General features: G+C 34.2%; 14 protein-coding genes. 9 read left to right on the plus strand and 5 right to left on the minus strand.

Features of this window, described 5'->3' with window-relative positions; translation table 11 throughout:
- Positions 1–252 precede the first annotated feature (252 nt).
- Positions 253–1428: an aminotransferase class I/II-fold pyridoxal phosphate-dependent enzyme gene (locus tag M2M59_RS08490; protein WP_147193391.1), complete on the plus strand. Its 1176-nt coding sequence runs from the start codon at positions 253–255 to the stop codon at positions 1426–1428.
- Between the two features lie 55 nt (positions 1429–1483).
- On the opposite strand, the gene M2M59_RS08495 is transcribed toward M2M59_RS08490, so the two are convergent.
- Both M2M59_RS08495 and M2M59_RS08500 read right to left on the minus strand, forming a co-directional pair.
- The gene (locus tag M2M59_RS08495; RefSeq protein ID WP_244946626.1) at positions 1484–2704 is read right to left on the minus strand and encodes an AI-2E family transporter; all 1221 of its coding nucleotides are present in this window, start codon (positions 2702–2704) and stop codon (positions 1484–1486) included.
- Positions 2705–2764: 60 nt separating this feature from the next.
- Positions 2765–3706 (minus strand): LCP family protein, encoded by a 942-nt coding sequence (locus M2M59_RS08500; RefSeq protein WP_147193390.1) that lies wholly within the window; start codon positions 3704–3706, stop codon positions 2765–2767.
- A 112-nt stretch (positions 3707–3818) separates the two neighbouring features.
- Here M2M59_RS08500 and msrA point away from each other — a divergent pair, with 112 nt between their 5' ends.
- The 5 genes from msrA to M2M59_RS08525 all read left to right on the plus strand — a co-directional run bounded on the left by msrA (position 3819) and on the right by M2M59_RS08525 (position 10727).
- Positions 3819–4346: a peptide-methionine (S)-S-oxide reductase MsrA gene (msrA, locus tag M2M59_RS08505; protein WP_147193389.1), complete on the plus strand. Its 528-nt coding sequence runs from the start codon at positions 3819–3821 to the stop codon at positions 4344–4346.
- Positions 4347–4582: 236 nt separating this feature from the next.
- Entirely contained in the window at positions 4583–5386 is an 804-nt protein-coding gene (locus tag M2M59_RS08510; RefSeq protein WP_249774314.1) for an SH3 domain-containing protein, read from the plus strand.
- Between the two features lie 100 nt (positions 5387–5486).
- The gene (locus M2M59_RS08515) at positions 5487–6551 is read left to right on the plus strand and encodes a DHH family phosphoesterase (RefSeq protein ID WP_147193387.1); all 1065 of its coding nucleotides are present in this window, start codon (positions 5487–5489) and stop codon (positions 6549–6551) included.
- Positions 6552–7301: 750 nt separating this feature from the next.
- Positions 7302–8807, plus strand: coding sequence for a succinyl-CoA:acetate CoA-transferase ScpC (locus tag M2M59_RS08520; protein ID WP_249774315.1), 1506 nt, complete (start codon positions 7302–7304; stop codon positions 8805–8807).
- Between the two features lie 315 nt (positions 8808–9122).
- Complete coding sequence (locus tag M2M59_RS08525) at positions 9123–10727, plus strand: ABC-F family ATP-binding cassette domain-containing protein (RefSeq protein ID WP_249774316.1); 1605 nt, start codon at positions 9123–9125, stop codon at positions 10725–10727.
- Positions 10728–10850: 123 nt separating this feature from the next.
- On the opposite strand, the gene M2M59_RS08530 is transcribed toward M2M59_RS08525, so the two are convergent.
- From M2M59_RS08530 to M2M59_RS08540, 3 genes are all read right to left on the minus strand, one after another.
- Entirely contained in the window at positions 10851–11051 is a 201-nt protein-coding gene (locus tag M2M59_RS08530) for a cold-shock protein (protein ID WP_066787382.1), read from the minus strand.
- Positions 11052–11215: 164 nt separating this feature from the next.
- A complete protein-coding gene (locus M2M59_RS08535; RefSeq protein ID WP_066787385.1) occupies positions 11216–11416 on the minus strand; it encodes a cold-shock protein in 201 nt (66 codons plus the stop codon).
- A 203-nt stretch (positions 11417–11619) separates the two neighbouring features.
- Complete coding sequence (locus M2M59_RS08540; protein WP_249774317.1) at positions 11620–11916, minus strand: DUF1033 family protein; 297 nt, start codon at positions 11914–11916, stop codon at positions 11620–11622.
- A 269-nt stretch (positions 11917–12185) separates the two neighbouring features.
- On the opposite strand from M2M59_RS08540, the gene M2M59_RS08545 reads away from it, so the two are divergent.
- From M2M59_RS08545 to M2M59_RS08555, 3 genes are all read left to right on the plus strand, one after another.
- Positions 12186–12827, plus strand: a complete 642-nt coding sequence (locus M2M59_RS08545) for a 5-bromo-4-chloroindolyl phosphate hydrolysis family protein (RefSeq protein ID WP_184117476.1) — start codon at positions 12186–12188, stop codon at positions 12825–12827.
- 1 nt (position 12828) lies between these two features.
- Positions 12829–14010, plus strand: coding sequence for a toxic anion resistance protein (locus M2M59_RS08550; RefSeq protein WP_249774318.1), 1182 nt, complete (start codon positions 12829–12831; stop codon positions 14008–14010).
- 719 nt (positions 14011–14729) lie between these two features.
- Positions 14730–16109 (plus strand): murein hydrolase activator EnvC family protein, encoded by a 1380-nt coding sequence (locus M2M59_RS08555; RefSeq protein WP_249774319.1) that lies wholly within the window; start codon positions 14730–14732, stop codon positions 16107–16109.
- Positions 16110–16758: the final 649 nt, after the last annotated feature.

Consider the following 16758-nt stretch of genomic DNA (forward strand, 5'->3'; position numbering starts at 1 on the left):
ATATATCTCGTTATTTGTTAAAACTTTTCGAATAAATTAAATTTACTAAAAATAATAAAACTTCATTCATCTGTATCATACTAATTTCATCTGTATTATAGCAGCTTATCGTGATAAAATTATATAAAAATTAAACGGAGTTTAACTAATGAGAGTTCTATTTTTTCTCTCTAGTTTAGCTTCGTTCTATACTCTTTATGAGTGTAAATATAGTAAGCTCATAGAGTGTTAATAAGATTAGGAGTGAATTCAATGAAAATCGAACGTTCATCAAAAATGGCTATGTTTAAAAGAGCCATATTCGGAGATTTAAAAGCTGCCGCAAATAAAAAGGCAGCGATGGGAACGTCTTTAATCGATTTAAGCATCGGCAGTCCTGACCTGCCACCTGACGAAAGAATTCGCCAAGAGCTATCAAAACAAGCAGCTAAATCTGATTCGTATGGCTATACTTTAAGCGGCACAGCGAAGTTTACACAATCTGTTGCTGATTATTATAAACGCAGATCAAATGTGGAATTGAATCCTCAAACGGAGATTCTTCAAACAATGGGATCGCAAGAAGGCTTAATCCATCTACCGATAGCATTTTGCAACCCAGGAGATTATGTACTCACAACAAACCCTGCATATGTAGCATATGATGCAGGTATACATTTGGCTGGAGCAATCCCCTATTATATGCCTCTTTTAGAAGAAAATCAGTTCCTGCCGGATTTCTCCGCAGTACCAGAGGAAATCGCATCTAAGGCCAAATTGCTTATTTTAAACTTGCCAGGTAATCCTGTCCCAGCAAATCCTTCGAAAGAATTTTTCTTGGAAGTGGTTGAATTTGCCAAAAAGTATAATATTATAGTTATTCATGATGCTGCTTACTCTGAGTTTTACTTTGAGGGAGATCGTCCGATAAGCTTTTTGGCTACGCAGGGTGCAAAAGAAGTAGGTATTGAAATTAACTCGCTATCCAAAAGCTTTAGCCTTGCAGGTGCGCGAATTGCATATATCGTAGGGAATGCTGAGATTATCTCTATTTTCCATGAGTTAAAGTCAAATCTCGATTTTGGCACCTTCCAACCAATACAAGATGCAGCATGTGTAGCATTAGATCATGCTGAAGAGATTACTGAAAGATTACGCCGTATCTTTAAAAAACGTCATCAAATCCTAGTTGAAGGACTAGAAGGGCTTGGATGGAATGTTACGCCTTCAAATGGTGGGATGTTTATTTGGGCTAAATATCCTAATCAAGAGCTAAATGATATTGACTTTGTATTTGATACGATAGAGCAAACTGGGGTTGTTCTAGTACCTGGCTCTGTCTTTGGAGAAGCTGGTAAGAATTATGTTCGAATTGCACTTGTGCAAGATGAATCATTGCTTCAAGATGCAATTGGACGGCTTGCAACACTCAATAAAGTGCACGCATAAAAAAACATCCTGCAGATGATACGTTTTCATCAGCAGGATATTTTTATTTTTTACTTCATTTCTCTTCTTCTCTATGTTTTGCCCAATCATCCAGTTCATAATTTAGTGAAGGCTGATCGTTATATTTATTGTAACGTCTTTTGAATAGATAGAATAGATGCGATACGAGTACCTTGAGGACTGCATACCCAGGGATTCCCAAAACCACTCCTGGAACGCCAAATAGCGATCCAGATGTCAGTAATACAAAGATAATTGTTATTGGATGCACATGTAGGGATTTCCCCATTATTTGTGGTGAAATAAATTTCCCTTCCACTAATTGGACAATCGTCCATACAACAGCCAACTTCAGTAACATGATAGGAGCATTGACGACTGCAATGATTGCTGCAGGCGTAATGGCAATAACAGGACCTAAATATGGCACTACGCTTGTCATCATCGCTAATACCCCTAATATAACTGCATACGGTAAGCCAATGATTAGAAATCCAATAGTCACCATTATACCGATGCAAATGGCCACTAGGATTTGTCCTTGTATATAGCTACTAATTTGATGGTCAGCTTCATGCAAAACATGAGCAGTATCTTTTCTCATGCGTGGAGGCAAAAGCTTCAAAAGATAATTCGGTAAATTTTCGCCATCCTTTAAAAGATAGAACAAAATAAATGGAACAGTAACAATTGCCAAGATAATTCCTGTTAAGGTTGATATAAATCCGGTGACTCCGCTAGCTAGACCTGTCCCAATCTCGCTACTCGCATCTTTTACCATTTCATTGAGCTGATTCGAGATATTATTCAACACAGAATTTAAATCAAAATTATATTTTGCAAGTGTTTCACTTAATCTTGAGTCTTCCAAAAGGTGTTGTACAGAATGTACTACCTGCATAAAGTAGCTCGGGAATTCTTGAATCAAATTCATAAATTGTTCTTTTAAAAATGGAAAGATGAGTGTTACAAAGAGAGAGATTAATCCAATTCCTACAATATAAATCAAGAAGATACCGCCCACTTTTGGAACCTTCCACTTTACGAGAATTTTAAGAATCGGCCTCAATAAATAGTAAGCAATCACCGCTAATATAACCGGCAGGACGACTGTTCTTAGAAAAACAACGATCGGATAAAAGATGAAGGATATTCTATCATAAATCCAAATAATACAACCTGCTAATAATAAAGTAATCAAACCAAATAACAAATTTTTACCACCCATAAATTGGATGAAGCGAGTGGTAAAAAATGATTTTTTCTCTGTCTGCAATCAAGATCCCCCTCTTTGCGAGCTTACAATGTCTACAACCATTATAACCCTTTCTAATTACTAAGAATCAAGAAATTTATCTAAGGCTTGCTGGTTTTGCTCAATATTAATATTGAGGACTGAGCCTGCTTGAGGATAATAACCATACTCATAACTATGCTGTACTGGAATAGTTAATCGCGTAATATCTGGATTGCCTCCTTTTATGATAGAAAGCATTAATGCAAGTTCTTGCTGATCTGTTAAATCTGACTGCACATATCCTTGAATAGCGCCTAGTAATTTTGGGTAATTTTTAAAGTTTCTTGGTGACATAGCTTCTTTTTTTAGTGCTTCTAATGCTTTTTGCTGGCGATCAACACGACCGAAATCACCTTTATTATCATGACGGAAACGAGAAAACCCTAGTAATTCCTTACCATTTAGCGTTTGTTCACCTTTCTTTAATGAAACACCAATGTTTTCAGACATATCATGATCAACATATACATTTACACCATTCGGAGCGACGATATCCACTAACTTTTCAAAACTCTTAAAGTCAATTAATGCATAATGGTTAATCTCTACGTCGAACATATTTTGAATCGTCTTTTTTAATAAATCTACTTTTCCTAGATAGTATGCTGTATTTAACTTGTACGATTGATATCCTGGAATGTTTGCATAAATATCACGCATAAATGAGACCATTTTAATTTTGTTTGTATCTTTATTCACTGAAACCAATATCATTGAATCGGTTCTTGAGTTAGCCTCGCCTCTTGAGTCGACGCCAAGCAATAATATATTTTCTACATTTTTTTTAGTCTGTGGATCTCCGTTAAATTTAGCGATTTTCTGTATATCCCCTGATGTTTTCGCTAGATTCAATCCTGCTTTATATTGAGTAAACGCAAATGCTCCTATTGCTATGAGTACTACAACGATAAGTAAGAAAAAGACTCTACCTTTTCTTAATTTCCGTTTCTTGCGTATGTGCTTATGTCTTGTTTCTTTCATAATGCTTCTCCTTCCATTGCTACTTACTTTTCAAAAAGTTATTATATTAACTACATACTAAAGATAGAAAACAATCAAGTATGAATACTATCAATTATAGGGGGCCACAATTATGACAACTACAAAACTTTCCACTGCAACTTTTGCTGGGGGCTGTTTCTGGTGTATGGTAAAACCTTTTGTTGAATGGGATGGCATAGAAAGTGTTGTTTCAGGCTATATGGGCGGCCATTTAGAAAATCCAACATACGAGGACGTAAAAAAAGGCACTTCTGGTCATCTAGAAGTTGTGCAAATTGTATTTGACGAAAGCATCTTCCCGTATGAAAAATTACTTGAAATTTATTGGCAACAGATTGATCCCACTGACGATGGAGGCCAATTTCAAGATCGCGGAAGCAGTTACCGTACAGCAATCTTTTATCATAAGCCAGAACATAAACAATCAGCCGAAAAATCAAAAATGGATTTAGCAAACAGCGGCCGCTTCCAAAAACCGATTGTTACTGAAATAAGGGCAGCTGAGACATTCTATCCTGCTGAAGATTACCATCAAGATTTTTATAAAAAGAATCCAGATCATTATCAACAAGATCGCGCAGAATCGGGTCGAGATGAATTTATTAAATCCAACTGGTAATACCCCTATATAAACGAATAAACACAAGGAAAGGTTCTACTTTAATGTAGGCCTTTTTTATTTTAGTTACATAGTAAGCATTTTATAAGACTTCCCCTATTTATTCTCTCTTAATCCGATAAATCCTTTAATTTTACGTTTAGAAACTTCTCAATAGGTTATAGAAAAGTATTAACCTAAATCTTACGACATGATTTGTGGAATAAATACATATAGATGATTGAGGAGGAATGAACATGAAAAGAAAAATACTATTATCGATGGCTCTATTCTCTACATTTACATTTGGGACATATTCTATTGCAGCGCAGCCAGCACAATCCAAAGCATCTGCGGTCTCTAAAACAACTAAGGATCCATATACAACCGCTTCTCTCAAATCGTTTAAAATAGCAACAACAAATACAAAGATCTACGAAAAGCCTTCAGCCAAAAGCTCTGTCATTCAGAAATTAAAAAAAGGGCAAGGTATTGCGGTATTACAAGGAACCAAAAATGGATGGACAAAGGTTTCTCTTTATTTTGGTAAAGGCTATGTTAAAACAAGTGATCTCCATTCATTAGCTCCCCATAAAAACACGCACTATGCACGAAATATTAACAAGACATATGAATATAGAACACCTTTTAATAAAGGATCGGAATTCAAAGAAACACATAAATCAACATTCCAAAAAGTGTATGCCGACAATCGTACAGTTACAAACTTTTGGCTACATAAAGCTGAACCGGACAACTATGGCATGATGGAATATGAAACAACAAAAGGGCTATTTACAGGCTATAAAGAAGATGGTATTGCAACATTGGCTATTAAATACCCTATAAAAAAACAACAAACATGGCAAGGTTCCGATGGCCAAGTAATGAAAGTTCTTGGTACCAACCAAACAGTTAAAACGAAAGACGGCAGCTTCAAACACGTCGTGATGGTGAAAAACGGAAAAGGAAAGAATTATTCTTACTATGCTCCTAATATTGGTCTTATAAAAGAGGTAGCAAACGGAAAAACAATCACCGAAATTTCTGCTTTCAAGTAAAAGACGGTCGGTCATTCTTTTAGAGAATGACCGACTTTTTTTTCTGCTTCAAATAATGCTATAATGAGAGCTATGTTTTGAAAGAAAGGCGTGGAAAGTATTGAATTTTAAAAAATTGCCTAAAAAACTGCATAATTATGAACATATTCATCTTATCACTCATACAGATTTAGATGGAGTAGGTCCATCCATTGTCCTCCGTGCCTATGGAATCCCACATACCCCTTATTATGTAGAAACCCGAAAAGTTGATGAAACTGTACAAGTTAAATTAAATGAACTGAATGATCAGGAATTACTGATTATTACAGACCTCAGCGTAAATGATGAAACTGCGCAAATGATTGATCAAATAAACAAACATCCAGATGGACGGTATATTGTGTTAATTGATCATCACCAATCAGCGATTGCTTTAAATGATTATGAATGGGCTTCGGTAATTCCTACATTAAATGATGTAAAAATGTCTGCTACTACTCTCATTTTCAAGGCTTTGCACCAAGCTGATTATGAAGTATCTCCTCTCCTTCAAATGGAAGAAGATGAATCTCTTGAAAGTTCAATTAGTACTAACGAATATACCGTTAAAGAAAAAGAAACATACTATAACCGGTTAGTTCAATTAGTTGAAAAAATCCGTTTATATGATACATGGGACTGGCATATTTTATCAATACAAGAAGCAGCAGACTTAAATACAATTTTTTACGCAAGGCGGAGACATGAATTTATTAAAGCCCGTTTAGATTATATTATACACGGCGAATTGTTTACACCTGAGGACTCAGCTTATTTAGAATTTTCTAAGGAAGAGCTTCAAAAAGTTTTGAAGAAAAAGTCAAAACAAATGGTGATCGTAAAAGAGTATAATTTGAAAGGCCATGAAGGAACACTAAATATCGGGGTTGTGGAAACGGATTCCTATTATAGTGAATTAGGAAACTTTTTGGCAGAAAAATATTGCGAAGAAATTGATGCTGTTTTTATCATCAGTCTTGTTAAAAATCGGGTATCTTTACGTTCAATCGGCAATAAAGTCAATCTTTCAAACATCGCCAAAGCTTATCAAGGCGGTGGTCATCCAAATGCCTCTGGCTGTGACCTTTCAGAATTAGGCATTGATTTTTTACAAGCTGTATTAAAAGCTAATTCAGAACGATAAATAATCCTATATCATCCTGCCCTCTTTAGCATTTCGAATGTTTAAGGAGGGCTTTAATTTTTTTGCACTTAAAAATTAAAAACTCAACAAAATAATCTATTTCTAAAATTTCATGTCACCCAGGAAAATATTTTTAAAAATAATTTTAATATAATTTTATACAAATCTTATCATTTGCTAATTTTAGACGCCTTTCGATAACACACACAAATATAAGCTTCTAATTTCCATAGATTTTCTATTTTTTGCAACAAAATTCTAAAAAGCACTTTAATCTTCTAATTCAATCAAATTAATATAGTATAAAATATATTACTTTAAAATTCACATTTTGTAATAAATTCCTTTTTTAAATAAAAAATAAAATTATTCCATTATTCTAATATCATTTATTAGTTTAATCTCTTTATTTACAAAGGTTTTATTCTTTTTTGGGGATTATAAAATTGGAAATTAAAATGCAAATTCAAAAGAAAAAAAGATGATTAAATGAATTTAAATAACTGAATTTTATAAATAATTTTTATTGTCTAAAAAAATTTTAGAAAAAAATAGTGGATAAAAAGATTAGCATATGTAAAAATATATACAGAAACCGATTTCATTTATTGTTCAGAATGTTATAAATGATTCAGCCTACATTTCAATTTACATAGACTCATATATATCATATTAGCATTCAATCTCAACTTGAATTAATATATTATCATAACAAGTTGGAAGAACAATACACTTAGGAGGTAATGAAAAATGGAAGCAACATTTGAAAATCGTATTGGAATGAAAGAATTAGCTGGCAAATTTATGTCAGCAAAAGAAGCTGCTGCTCTCATTTCAGATGGCGATGTAGTAGGCATGAGCGGTTTCACTCGTGCAGGCGATGCGAAAGTAGTGCCAGCTGCCTTAGTTGAACGCGCTAAAAATGAGAAATTCAAAATTGATGTATACACTGGCGCTTCATTGGGACCAGAAGTTGACCACGACTTAGCTATAGCTGGTGGGATTCGCAAACGCGGACCATTCCAAGCGGATAAGGGTATACGAACTTTAATCAACAATGGTGAAATTCTTTTTGCTGATATGCACTTATCTCATGGCGCTGAGCAATATCGTCAAAATATTTTTGGTACATTCAAATATGCTATTATTGAGGCTACTGCAATCACAGAAGATGGCTATTTAATCCCTACTACTTCTGTCGGTAACAATCCTATTCTTGCGGAAGTTGCTGAAAATATTATTATTGAACTGAATGTAGCACAGCCCGAATCTTTAATTGGTGTGCATGATATTTATGTACCAGGAGAACAAGGCAACCGTGAACCAATCCCATTGACAAAAACTTCTGACCGCCTAGGTGTAAAAGGCATTAAGCTCGATCCTTCTAAAGTAAAAGCAATTGTAATCTCTGAAAACCTTGATGCACCATCTACAATTGTTCCACCAGACGAAGAAACTCAAATTATGGCTAACCATATTTTAGATTTCTTACGTTCTGAGATTAAAGCTGGCCGTTTAACAAACACTTTAGCACCAATCCAATCAGGTATAGGATCTGTCGCAAATGCTGTTCTAGATGGCTTCAAAGAATCTGAATTTGAACATTTAGAAGTTTATTCAGAAGTATTGCAAGATGCTGTATTCAATCTGATTGATGCTGGTAAAGTAGATTTTGCTTCAGCAACATCTATTACTCTTTCCGCTGAAAAAGGAAAAGAAGTGTACGGTAACCTTGACAAATATGCAGATAAATTAGTATTACGTCCACAAGAAATTTCAAACCAACCTGAATTAATCCGTCGTTTAGGCCTTATTTCAATCAATACTGCCCTGGAAGCTGATATTTATGGAAACGTTAACTCTACACATGTATCAGGTAGCAAAATGATGAACGGAATTGGCGGTTCAGGCGATTTCGCTCGTAACGCGCGCCTAGGTATCTTTATAACAAAATCTTATGCTAAAGGTGGAAGCATTTCTTCTATCGTACCAATGGTTACCCATGTAGATCATACAGAACATGATGTTGATGTACTTGTTACAGAACAAGGTGTTGCGGATCTTCGTGGATTAGCACCAAAAGAACGTGTGCCGCTAATCATTAATAACTGCGTACACCCTGACTTTAAAGAACAATTATGGGAATATTATAATGCAGCTGTTGAAGCAACTGGCAATGCACAAACACCACATATTTTAAGTCGAGCATTTGAAATGTATGAACGTCTAGAAAAAACAGGTTCAATGAAAAAATAAGTTTTTTGAAGAGAGTAGACTACTCTCTTCTTTTTTTATTTTAAGATGAGTAGTTTTAGAAGCGATCGTAAGAGAAAATTAAAGAGGTAACAATTAGCAGCTTCTTCAAATTAATTATTTTTCTATTCTTTTGAAATATATTTTTGAATTACTAATAAAGGAGCGAATTTAGAAGCTGGTTTTTAATATTTAGCTGCTTTTCCCTATCTCAACCGAATGTATTAGATTCTGAAACACAGTTTTTACTTGAGGGTTTGGCTTTCTTATTTTCCGTGATATAATAGATACATTGTGAATAAGGAGGTACTTACATACATGATTCAAGTAAGTAACGTAGGACTTCGCTATGGCGACCGTAAATTGTTTGAGGATGTAAATATTAAATTTACACCAGGAAATTGCTACGGTTTAATCGGTGCCAATGGTGCAGGTAAATCAACATTTTTAAAAATATTATCAGGTGATATTGAACCACAAGATGGCCATGTCAGCATGAATCCTGATGAACGTCTTGCTGTTTTAAAACAAAACCACTTTGAATATGAGGACTACCAAGTTTTAGAAACAGTAATGATGGGTCACAAACGATTATATGATGTGATGCAAGAGAAGAATGCCATCTATATGAAAGATCCTTTTACTGATGAAGACGGTATTCGTGCCGCTGAATTAGAAGGTGAATTTGCAGATATGAATGGCTGGGAAGCTGAATCTGATGCAGCTATTCTTTTACAAGGATTAGGTGTTCCTGAATCGATGCATTATATGACAATGCGTGATTTAACAGGATCCGAAAAAGTAAAAGTTTTGTTAGCGCAAGCCCTATTTGGTAAACCCGATGTTCTTCTATTGGATGAGCCGACAAACCATCTTGATTTAAAAGCTATTCAATGGTTAGAGGAGTTCCTTATCAACTTTGAAAATACAGTAATCGTTGTTTCCCATGACCGTCATTTCTTGAATAAAGTATGTACGCATATTGCTGATTTGGATTATAGCAAAATCCAAATTTATGTTGGGAACTATGATTTCTGGTATGAATCAAGCCAACTTGCTCAAAGAATGCTAAATGATCAAAACAAGAAAAAAGAAGAAAAAATAAAAGAGCTGCAAGAATTCGTTGCACGTTTCTCTGCGAATGCATCCAAATCAAAACAAGCTACTTCCCGTAAGAAAATGCTTGAAAAAATTCAACTGGATGATATCAAACCATCTAGCCGAAAATATCCGTATATCAACTTCCAAGTGGAACGCGAAATTGGAAATGATGTATTAACTGTTGAAGGCCTCGGTAAATCAATTGAGGATGAAGTACAATTTAAAGATGTACGTTTCTCAATGAATAAAGAAGACAAAATTATCTTAATCGGCGATGCTCTTGCAAAAACAGCACTTCTTAAAATTCTTGCTGGAGAAGACGAAAACTACGAAGGATCATTCAAATGGGGTGTAACTACTTCTCAAAGCTACTTCCCGCTTGATAATGAAGATTTCTTCCAAGGTAATGAAAAAACATTGGTTGATTGGTTACGTCAATTTTCACCAGAAGACGAAACAGAAACATTTCTACGTGGCTTCTTAGGACGCATGCTCTTCTCTGGAGAAGAAGTAAAGAAATCCCCTGCTGTTCTTTCAGGTGGCGAGAAAGTTCGTTGTATGCTGTCTAAAATGATGCTTTCTCATTCCAACGTACTTTTATTAGATGAACCAACTAACCATTTGGACCTTGAATCCATTCAAGCGCTAAATGAAGGATTAATCAACTTTAAAGGTGCTATGATTTTCACTTCTCATGACCATCAATTTATCCAAACGATTGCAAATCGTGTTATTGAAATTCGTCAAGATGGCTCTATTTTAGATAAACAACTTTCGTATGATGAATTCCTTGAATGGAAAGAAACAAATAAATTAGATTAAATAAAAAGTGTGTTCTTAAATGAACACACTTTTTATTGTGGTTTTTGCACTTTCCTACTCTCTCTTCTGTTCCTATTAAAAACTAAATAAAAAAAGCATCCATAAAGGATGCTTTTGAAAGAATTAAAGTTTTACAACGTTTGCAGCTTGTGGTCCGCGGTTGCCTTCAACAACTTCGAATTCTACTTTTTGGCCTTCTTCAAGAGTTTTGAAGCCTTCGCCTTGAATTGCTGAGAAGTGTACGAATACGTCATCTTCACCTTGAACTTCTAAGAAACCAAAGCCTTTTTCTGAGTTAAACCATTTTACTGTACCTTGTTTCATGTGAGAAAACCTCCAAAAATAAATTTAATACGCAAGTTTCAATCGAAATTAAAATTTTACATATTACAAAAAGCATCTTTTATAAGCTACTCTTTGTAATATATAAATATAAAACTATCTATTTAAAGGAAAGGGGTAAACAAGTTACCCCTGTTAGTTGTGAATTAAAGTTTTACAACGTTTGCAGCTTGTGGTCCGCGGTTACCTTCAACAACTTCAAATTCTACTTTTTGACCTTCGTCAAGTGTTTTGAAGCCATCACCTTGGATAGCTGAGAAGTGTACGAAAACATCGTTTTCGCCATCTACTTCGATAAAACCGAAGCCTTTTTCTGAGTTAAACCATTTTACTGTACCTTGTTTCATGTGAGAAAACCTCCAAAAATAAAGTGAACAAATAAAAATCATTACCTAAAACAAAAATTCACATATTACAGAAAGTACCGAGACAAGCCGATCACTTTTTGTAATATGTGAATGGAAGTTTGCGGTAAATCAATTTCATTTGTTAAATTAAGTATAACACGTTAATTTCCAATGTCAACAATTTTGGTGATTTTTCAAAAAGTTTATAACTTTTTAGTGTGTTGCCCTATTTCTTCCCACACGACCCCATGGTACGTCTGGATATCTTCATCACAGGCCTCGCAAAATTCAATTTCATCTTCAGACCAAAACGCCCAAAAACGCTCTTTTTTCATCGCTTTAAATGGAAATTTGTTCTCAAAATTTGTTAATATATTTTCTAAATATTTCCTTGCCTCTGCTAAATCATCAAACTCTTTTACTGATTGTATTGTTTGCTCCCAACCGTCAAATTGCCACCATGGTTCATAGTCTGCTTTCATATAAATTATCTTGTACATGCTTGTCAATCCTTCATTTTTACTTTTCAACAATTCGTATACATAACAGTTGTCTAAAAGCTTTATTCTCTTCCTTAGGAATTTACTTCATTGTATTACGTGAATCGTTGGATGCCAAAATATTTGCCTAAGCATTCCCTTTCGCATTTATCCAACGAATAGATTAAAATAAAAGAAACAACTAAATTATAAAACAAATCCTTCGGTGAATAATGAAACTTTCTAATCAATCATTCGTATTTAATATTATGGCAGGAGGAGATAAAATAATGCTTAACCTTAAACAAATAACAATTCGACATATACTTAATATCCTCGTGATGGTTGCAACATGGTCAATTAGCTTATGGTTTGACGTGAATTTTGGAATCAGTACGTTGTTAGGTGTCGTTGGTTATGGGATATCAAATATTGCAATAAAATATGTACAGCAGTTTCGATTTTTAAAAAAATGGGGTCTGACCCATTCAGAATATAAACATATCGAAATGCAATTGAGTGAAGCGAACACTGAGCTTCGAAATATTAATCGCTGTTATACGAAGATTCGTTCCATTTCTATATTTAAGCAATTGTTAGAAATGAATCGGATGGCAAAAAGAATCATTAATATAGTACGTAAAAACCCAAGGAAGTTTTACCAGGCAGAACAATTTTTTTATGCACATATTCACTCTGCAAGCGAATTAACTGAAAAGTATGCTCTTCTCTCCACGCAGCCAATCAAAAGTGCAGATGTACATTTAACATTACAAGAGACACGAGATACATTAGAAAGCTTGAATAACGTGATGCAAGAGGATTTACAGACAGTTCTGGCATCCGATATTGAAGAGCTCAAAATGGAGCTGGATTTTGCAAAACTGAACACAACGCCAAAAGAAAAATTGATGCATCGAGAGGAGAATTAGCATGAAGGATTCACCTTCCAATACTTCACATTCAATAGATGATTTACTTAGCAATCCCTTTGATTTGCAGCCGGAGCCCGCTCAAACAAAGGCAATTTCAAATGAAACTAAAAAGACAATGCTCGATACATTGCCAAAAGAAGAGCAAGAAAAAGCAAAGCAACTAGCCGAACAAATTCCAGTTGGAAATTATGAAGCGATTTTAACTTATGGGGCTAACGCACAAACTGAATTGTCACGTTTCTCTCATCAAATGCTTGATCATGTCCAAGGAAAAGATATAGGTCCTGTCGGAGATGTTTTGAAAAGTTTAATGGATAAACTAAATGAATTAGAGCCTGAAGCTTTGCACCAAGAAAAGAAAACAGGACTTAGAAAATTCTTTAGTCGCGTTTCGCACTCAATTCAAGAACTCATGACAAAATATCAAAAACTGAGCACTCAAATCGATCGCATAGGCATTCAACTCGAACATTCTAAGGCTGGTTTAGTGGAAGATGTTCATATGCTTGACGGATTATATGAGCAAAACAAAACCTATTTTAAAGCGCTGAATGTTTATATTGCAGCTGCTGAACTTAAAAAGGAAGAAATTATGACTGACCTTCTTCCACAATTAAGACAAAAAGCTGAAAATTCACAAGACCAAATGGATGTACAAGAATACAACGATCTCACTCAATTTGTAGATCGTCTTGAAAAAAGAATTTATGATTTGCAACTGTCACGCCAAATCACTATTCAAACTGCGCCTCAAATTAGAATGATTCAGCAAACAAACCAAACGCTTGCTGAAAAAATACAATCATCCATTATGACAGCAATCCCGCTTTGGAAAAATCAAATAGCCATCGCTTTAACGCTTAATAACCAGCGCAAAGCTGTGGAAGCACAAAAAGAAGTAACGAAAACAACTAACGATTTGCTTCTCAAAAATTCTGAAATGCTAAAAATAAACACTATCGAAACAGCCAAAGAAAACGAGCGTGGATTAGTTGAAATCGATACACTCAAGAAAACACAAGAAAATCTTATCTCCACTATAGAAGAAACGCTGCAAATCCAACAGGACGGACGCCAAAAACGGAAAACGGCCGAAATTGAAATTGCCCGAATGGAAGAAGATTTAAAACAGCGTTTATTAGCAATCCATACAAATCAACAACAAAAAAGAGAAAACTAAATACTAAAGACCAGCTTCATTTAGAAGCTGGTCTTTTTTTCATTCATACTAAAGTAAATTAAAAAACAATGCTCGTTAGGCCATTGCTTTTTTATTTCGCATAATAAATCGTTAATAATTTTTATATTTACAAATTTATAATATCTCCCATCCACATCAATCCATACAAAACCATTGTCTGATACATATAACCGGAATGAATCGTCTCTGATTCCAACATACTCCATATAAACATTTGTTGCTTTAGGATTCTTAAGTACTCTCTTTAGTTCTACTCTTTCTAAAATTTTTTCAGCCTTTAGATTTACTTGTTTACCCAGTTTCTTAACAAAACTAAGGCTCCTTTATTTCTCCTTTACCTTCTATCACTTTCTACATAAAAACATAAATAGATGAACAACATATTTAACTCCGACTTCCTATATGACAGATAATACAATTTAAGGAGTGATCTGACCATATATTTAAAAAAACTGTAATGAAAGAAATGGAATATAACAGATATAATGGATTTATTGAAAAAAGAGGATCAGAGAAATAGAGGTGAAAATTGATAGTACGGATTACATTTTAAGAATAACAGGATGAGATCGTTGTACATAAAGCGTTAAATTTCGAAATACCCAACGAGAGTAGACTATATCTTGGATTTTTGCTGTGGGTAAATAGATATTTATTAAAAGAGATATTATTTAATTTAACTAGAGGTGGGTTACTAATTGAAAGCACAATCACAAAATTTAAACAAATTCATTGCAGCAACATTAGCATTAACTGTAGCAATTCCATCGGTTAGCGCTAGCGCGGAATCGTTGAATGATTTAAAAACACAACAACAAGAATTAAATCAAAAAAAATCGGACTTATCTTCAAATATTAAACGAAAATCTTCAAAAATAAATCAAACGAAATCTAAAATTGATGTATTCATGAACCAGATTAACAAGCTAAATTCAAAAATAAATAATATGGACCAAAAAATCAATAAAGTCCTCGCAGAAATTGAATCTACAACAAGTTACATAGAAAAACTAAATGCATCAATTACGAAATTAGAAAAAAACATAAAAGAACGTGATGCTTTATTGAAGGATAGAGCTCGCTCTATTCAAGAAAATGGTGGCTCTGTTAGTTACGTAGATGTATTACTAGGTTCTGATAGTTTTGTTGACTTTATAGACAGAATATCAGCTGTCAATACATTAGTAGCCGCTGATCGTGATATTATAAATGAACAAAAAAATGATAAAAAGAAACTTGAAGAACAAAAAAAAGAACTCAAACAAAAACTTGTTGAACAACAAAATAATCGCGATCAATTAAAAGCATTACGAAATTCATTAGAAAGTCAAAAGAAAAATAAAAATAAAGTGATAGATCGTTTAGAAGCAGAACAAGCTAAATTACTAGCTGGTAAACGGTTAGCTGAAAAGGAATATTCAGAGGCACTCACAATTAGCAAGAAAGTACAAGCAAGCATCGTAAAAGAACAAGCACGTTTAGCGAAAGTAGCTCGTCAGGAAGCTGAAAGAGCTCGTCAAGAAGCTGAAAAAGCCCGTCAAGAGGCTGAAAGAGCTCGTCAAGTTAAATCAGCCCGGCAAACAAATTCACATGTAAAAAAACCAAGTATTGCAAAAACAGCTTCGGTTTCCAAGCACAGTGAACCAGCAATTTCATCTAATGTATCAAGCGGTACTTGGACTAGACCAACAACTGGCACTATAACTTCTAATTCTGGTGTCCGTGATATTGGTGCAGGTGCTGAAGTCCACTACGGAACAGATATTGCAAATGTACAAGGTACACCAATCGTTGCTGCTGCAGATGGCGTTGTCTTCCGCGCAAGCCCATTATCTACTTATGGGAATGTAATAATGATCACTCACTCAATTGACGGGCATATTTGGACAACCGTATACGGGCATTTAAGCGGTTATAATACAAGCGTTGGACAATCTGTTAAAAAAGGACAAGTAATTGGTTATATGGGTTCTACTGGCCGTTCAACTGGTAGCCACTTACATTTTGAAATGCATAACACATCTTGGCAAGGGCAAAAAGTGGGACTAGTAAATCCTTTACGTTACATTTCATTTTAATGCAGAATGAAAAAATGAATTTTGTCTCCACCACTGCTAAAATTATGTAATAAAAAAGGGTTATTCTAATGAATAGCCCTTTTTTATTTAATTAAAACATTAATTGAAAGATGTAAAATAAGATTTTGATTATCTAAAAATCTAAAAAAACGCTACTCTTACTAATAATAATGATAACTACAGGTGAAAAAATGATTTTCAAAACTATTTTAGGTCTCATTGGACTTTTTATTATTTATGGTGGTTTCAAGTATAGTAAAGCCACTCACTGAAAAAAACAATGAATGATGTCGGTGATACTACAAGTAATCCAGGTTTTGGTGATGTAGGAATTATTAGCTTCATTATATATTTTATACTTGACTTTATTCTAGAAAAGTCTCCATGGTATATAGTTAAAATACTAATCTTGTTACTAGGTATATTAATTTTTATAACTGCAGTCATTGTACCTTATTAAAAAAGGTTCCTCATCAATTGTTAGGCGAAGTGATCTATTTTTTTCAAATCAGCTTCACCTCTTTTCAAATAATAAAGGCAAGTCTGTTGATTTTCTAATATCTAACATAGTTGATTATTATGAATGAAGAAAAAGGAATTTCTCTAATATCAATTTTTTTAGGATGTACTCCTGTTTTTTTCACTGACT

Origin of the sequence: Rummeliibacillus sp. G93 (assembly GCF_023515935.1) — a bacterium.
In the GTDB taxonomy this organism is placed as follows: domain Bacteria; phylum Bacillota; class Bacilli; order Bacillales_A; family Planococcaceae; genus Rummeliibacillus; species Rummeliibacillus stabekisii.

Bases quoted from the DNA above. Each gene is read 5' to 3' on its own strand.
- M2M59_RS08490 (WP_147193391.1), top strand. From the start codon at position 253: ATGAAAATCGAACGTTCATCAAAAATGGCTATGTTTAAAAGAGCCATA.
- M2M59_RS08500 (WP_147193390.1), bottom strand. From the start codon at position 3,706: ATGAAAGAAACAAGACATAAGCACATACGCAAGAAACGGAAATTAAGA.
- msrA (WP_147193389.1), top strand. From the start codon at position 3,819: ATGACAACTACAAAACTTTCCACTGCAACTTTTGCTGGGGGCTGTTTC.
- M2M59_RS08510 (WP_249774314.1), top strand. From the start codon at position 4,583: ATGAAAAGAAAAATACTATTATCGATGGCTCTATTCTCTACATTTACA.
- M2M59_RS08520 (WP_249774315.1), top strand. From the start codon at position 7,302: ATGGAAGCAACATTTGAAAATCGTATTGGAATGAAAGAATTAGCTGGC.
- M2M59_RS08525 (WP_249774316.1), top strand. From the start codon at position 9,123: ATGATTCAAGTAAGTAACGTAGGACTTCGCTATGGCGACCGTAAATTG.
- M2M59_RS08530 (WP_066787382.1), bottom strand. From the start codon at position 11,051: ATGAAACAAGGTACAGTAAAATGGTTTAACTCAGAAAAAGGCTTTGGT.
- M2M59_RS08535 (WP_066787385.1), bottom strand. From the start codon at position 11,416: ATGAAACAAGGTACAGTAAAATGGTTTAACTCAGAAAAAGGCTTCGGT.
- M2M59_RS08540 (WP_249774317.1), bottom strand. From the start codon at position 11,916: ATGTACAAGATAATTTATATGAAAGCAGACTATGAACCATGGTGGCAA.
- M2M59_RS08545 (WP_184117476.1), top strand. From the start codon at position 12,186: ATGCTTAACCTTAAACAAATAACAATTCGACATATACTTAATATCCTC.
- M2M59_RS08550 (WP_249774318.1), top strand. From the start codon at position 12,829: ATGAAGGATTCACCTTCCAATACTTCACATTCAATAGATGATTTACTT.